Here is a 4,149-nt window from a genome sequence, read left to right on the forward strand (position 1 = left end):
AGGAAATCATCGTTCTTTTTTCATGTCTTAGGAATTAGTTTTTTCCCAGACACTTATTATTTCCTAGGAAATTATGCTTCGATTTGGATATCTGTTGGCTTTTTCCAATCTTCAGGAAGCTTTCCCATTTCTTTTAATTTGTCTGTGATTTGATTCAAGACTACTTGCTTGTCGGCTGGATTAGCCATGAAATCTAGTTTATCACCATCGATTTCCATCTTTGGTGAGTAATCGTAATTCTCATACCAAGGCTTGTAATAGCGAAGCAGACGCTTATAGTAGTCTTCTAGAGTTGAGTCATAACTCAATTGTTCATATGGACGACCACGCTTTTTAATCCGTTTAATCATGGTGTCATATGAAACATTAATATGAACAAGCAAATCTGGATTCTTCTTAGGCATTCTTTTAAGCTCGTTCATCATATTGTGTAGAAGTTCATAGTAAGTATCCACTTCTTCTGAGGTTGCACGACCAATGTCAGCGTTCATTTGGAAGAAGAGCGCATCTTCGTAGATAGAACGATCGAGTACATTATTATCTTCAGTAAGAGCATCTTTAATGCTGTGAAAACGCGTGTTTAAGAAGTATACCTGCAATAAGAAAGCATATTTCTTAGGATCAGCATAAAAGAGTGGCAGAACTGGATTGTCGTCAACACTTTCATAAAATGGCTTAGTACCTAAATATTTGGATAAAATACCTGTTAAACTGGATTTCCCGGCTCCAATTGGCCCGCTTAAAACAATAACTGTCATCACGTTCCTTCTTTTTATTCAGTCTTATAAGTTACCGATTTCGTGCAACTTCTCATCAATTTCCTTCAATACTTCTCTTTGGGCATCCATGCTAGAAACAAAATCAAGTTTGTCACCATTAATAGCCATCTTAGGAGAAGCATCATATTGTTCATACCAAGGCTCATAGTATCTGAGCAATCTAGCGTAGTAATCCTTCAAGCCTGGATCTGTGCTGATTTGTTCAAATGAACGACCACGCTTTTTAATGCGCTTAAGCATGGTATCAAGTGAGACATGGATGTAGATAAGCAAATCAGGCTTCTTGCTTGGGTTGCCTGGCGTATCTTCCATCATGTTTTCAAGCAAGTCATCATAGATCTTAAATTCTGTAGGATCTGCGACCTTGCTGTCAGCGTTCATCTTGAAGAAAAGCGCATCTTCATAGATAGAACGATCGGATACGCTGTTCTTATCTTGAATAGCTTGATTGATTTGAGCTAAACGGTGGTTAAGCAAATAAGTGTTAAGTAAAAAAGTGTAACGCTTCATATCCTTATAATAAAGCGGCAAAACAGGGTTATTATCAACGCCTTCGTAAAATGCTTGTGTACCTAAGTGCTCTGCTAAAATACTGGTTAAACTGGATTTCCCGGCTCCAATTGGCCCGCTTAAAACAATAACTTGAATCACATTCTTTCTTAAATACCAGATATTGGACAATTAATAAGTTTAATACAAGATATTGTGGCACACAAGCTCTTTTTTAATTCTGTTTCACACGAAAAAGTCAAGGGTAGAAATGAAAAATCGGATAGGAATGAAACATAATTCAATTAGAGCAGAGAAATTATAAAAAATGAATTATACTTCAATATTTAGAGCAAAAATGCGATTTAGTGAAGTATAATTCACAAAAATAGCTAGGTCTTCTACGATTGTAGAAAGCCTAGCTTTTCATTTTTAGGGATAAATTGTTATTTAGTTCTTGTATTTGTCGTCTAGTTCTTGAGCTGCAGCCTTATCAACGATGATAGTTACATCAGGATGTTTTTGTAAAATTGATGCAGGCACTTGTTCAGTAACTGGTCCTTCAATCATTTCTTTGATTGCTTGTGCTTTCTTTTCACCGAAAGCCATTAATACTACTTTTTTGGCTTGCATAATGTTGGCATTACCCATACAAATTGCACTCTTAGGTACTTCATCTTCGTTGTCGAAGAAACGTGAGTTAGCTTTGATTGTATTTTCAGTCAACTTAACTTCATGAGTACCAATGTCAAATGGAGTGCCAGGTTCATTAAAGGCAATGTGACCGTTACGGCCGATACCTAATAGTTGCACGTCAATTGGATTATCTTTGATAATTTGATCGTATTCTTTGCAAGTAGCAGCAACATCTTTAGTCATGCCGTCTGGAACGTAAGATTTCTTGAAAGGCTTTTTGTCGAATAAGTGCTTGCGCATGAAGTAGTGGTAACTTTGAGGATTATCAGGTGTTAAGCCAACATATTCATCAAGGTTAATGCTAATTAAGTTTGAACAGTTAAGATCACTGTTAGTAAAGTTTTGATAAAGAGTTTCAGGGGTAGAACCGGTAGCTAAACCTAAAACTTTAGCACCATTTTTGATTTCATTTTCAAAAATCTCGAATGCTTTTGCTCCACCTTGAATTTTGTTTTCAGTAACAATAATTTTCATTTTAAAACCCTCCTTTACTGGTCTAGTCCATTATAAAATGGAATAGACCATTTTGTCAATTGGTAAAATGAAAATCACAGAACTATGTTAAAATTTGAGTAAAGGAAGTGAATACGGATGGATTTTGAAAAGTTAACAGGCTTAGGTATAGGTACTTGGGGGATTGGTGAAGATCCCAAAAATAAAAAAGATGAAATTGCGGCCATTCGCTATGGTTTAGATAATGGCTTGAACATTATCGATACAGCAGAAATGTATGGTGATGGCAAAAGTGAAGAGCTGATAGGCGAGGCAATTAAAGATTACGATCGTGATAAATTGTTTTTAATTTCAAAATTCTATCCCTATCATGCGACTCCTGAGCTAGAGAGAAAGAGTCTGGAAGCTAGCTTAGAGAGATTAGGTACTGATTATTTAGATTTATATTTATTGCATTGGCGCGGTAATCATCGTTTATCAGACACGATTCGCGGTTTGCAAGCTTTGCAAAAAGAAGGATTAATTCGTCACTGGGGCGTTTCTAACTTTGATACGTCTGATATGAAAGAATTATTTAGTGTGCCTGGTGGAACAAAATGTTTTGCTAACGAAGATCTCTATAATATTAAGGAACGAGGCACAGAGTTTGATTTGCAAGACTGGCAAACAGAGCATGGCGTCAGCTTTATTGGTTATTCTCCGTTTAATTCTGGAGCAGGAGACACGATTAGAATTACGCAGAATTTGAAGATCGTGGCTCGCGATCATGGTGTAACACCGCATCAAATTATGCTTGCTTGGACTTTGCGCAATGGCAATGTGTTGGCCATTCCAAAAAGCAGCAGTATTAAACACATGAAGGAAAATATTGCTGCTCAAGAAATAAAGTTAACTGATGACGAGTTAAGGTTAATTAATAGTGATTTTCCAATTCCAACGGAGAAAACTCCTTTAGCGGTAATTTAAGTAAAAAATAAAAGACTTGTTTCATGTGAAACAGGCCTTTTTTGCTGAGAAAAAATTCTGACTATGGTTTAATTAGTAGTATCTTTTTAATGAATTGGGGATAAAAATGAGACGAGAAGAAACGAGACGCATGACCATTACTGCAGTTTTTGCAGCTATTTTGATCATGCAAACTTTCGTACCGAATATTGGTTATGTGCGAATCATTCCGGCCTTGCCTGCAATTACCACGATTCCGATGACAATTGCGATTTATGGTACTTTGATGGGCCCTAAGGCAGGTTTAGGATTTGGATTATTTTGGGGAATTACCAGATTAATCGTTGCATATACGCAACCTGGAGATATGGTCAGCTTGATGCTGTTCCAAAATCCAGTAATTTCTGTTGTGCCTAGTGTTTTAGCAGGCTTTTTCCCAGGCTTAATTTCCAAAGCAATGGGCAAAACCAATTATGCCAAGTTAGGCTACATTTTGAGTGGAGCAGTAACTTCATTGACCAACACGATCATGGTAATTTTACTGACAAGTATTTTCTTTATGCATGATCCAGCTAGTCTGCTTCATTATTTAGGCAACTATAATTCTAGCACGCCGCTGATTCTGATTTTGATTACAGCGCTAGGTGCAAATGGTGTGATTGAAGCAATCTTCACTGCATTAGTAGTGCCGGTGATTGTTACACCACTTAATTTAGTGTTGAAAAGAGCGTAAAAAGTGTCTGGGAAAAAACTAACTTTCAGATACCAAAAGACGATCAATCCAACT

At 36.8% G+C, this 4,149-nt stretch carries 5 protein-coding genes; 2 read left to right on the forward strand and 3 right to left on the reverse strand.

Going from position 1 to position 4,149, the window contains the following annotated elements; genetic code table 11:
- Positions 1-71: 71 nt before the first annotated feature.
- The 3 genes from CP368_RS09255 to nagB all read right to left on the reverse strand — a co-directional run bounded on the left by CP368_RS09255 (position 72) and on the right by nagB (position 2,438).
- Entirely contained in the window at positions 72-758 is a 687-nt protein-coding gene (locus CP368_RS09255) for a deoxynucleoside kinase (protein WP_098046016.1), read from the reverse strand.
- A 24-nt stretch (positions 759-782) separates the two neighbouring features.
- Entirely contained in the window at positions 783-1,430 is a 648-nt protein-coding gene (locus tag CP368_RS09260) for a deoxynucleoside kinase (protein WP_098037121.1), read from the reverse strand.
- A 288-nt stretch (positions 1,431-1,718) separates the two neighbouring features.
- Positions 1,719-2,438 (reverse strand): glucosamine-6-phosphate deaminase, encoded by a 720-nt coding sequence (gene nagB, locus CP368_RS09265; protein WP_025006214.1) that lies wholly within the window; start codon positions 2,436-2,438, stop codon positions 1,719-1,721.
- A 117-nt stretch (positions 2,439-2,555) separates the two neighbouring features.
- On the opposite strand from nagB, the gene CP368_RS09270 reads away from it, so the two are divergent.
- Both CP368_RS09270 and CP368_RS09275 read left to right on the forward strand, forming a co-directional pair.
- The gene (locus CP368_RS09270; protein WP_025006215.1) at positions 2,556-3,383 is read left to right on the forward strand and encodes an aldo/keto reductase; all 828 of its coding nucleotides are present in this window, start codon (positions 2,556-2,558) and stop codon (positions 3,381-3,383) included.
- 106 nt (positions 3,384-3,489) lie between these two features.
- Positions 3,490-4,095 (forward strand): ECF transporter S component, encoded by a 606-nt coding sequence (locus CP368_RS09275; protein WP_087176284.1) that lies wholly within the window; start codon positions 3,490-3,492, stop codon positions 4,093-4,095.
- The last annotated feature ends 54 nt before the right edge of the window (positions 4,096-4,149 follow it).

It is taken from the genome of Lactobacillus sp. UMNPBX17 (assembly GCF_002553735.1).
Lineage (GTDB): Bacteria > Bacillota > Bacilli > Lactobacillales > Lactobacillaceae > Lactobacillus > Lactobacillus gallinarum.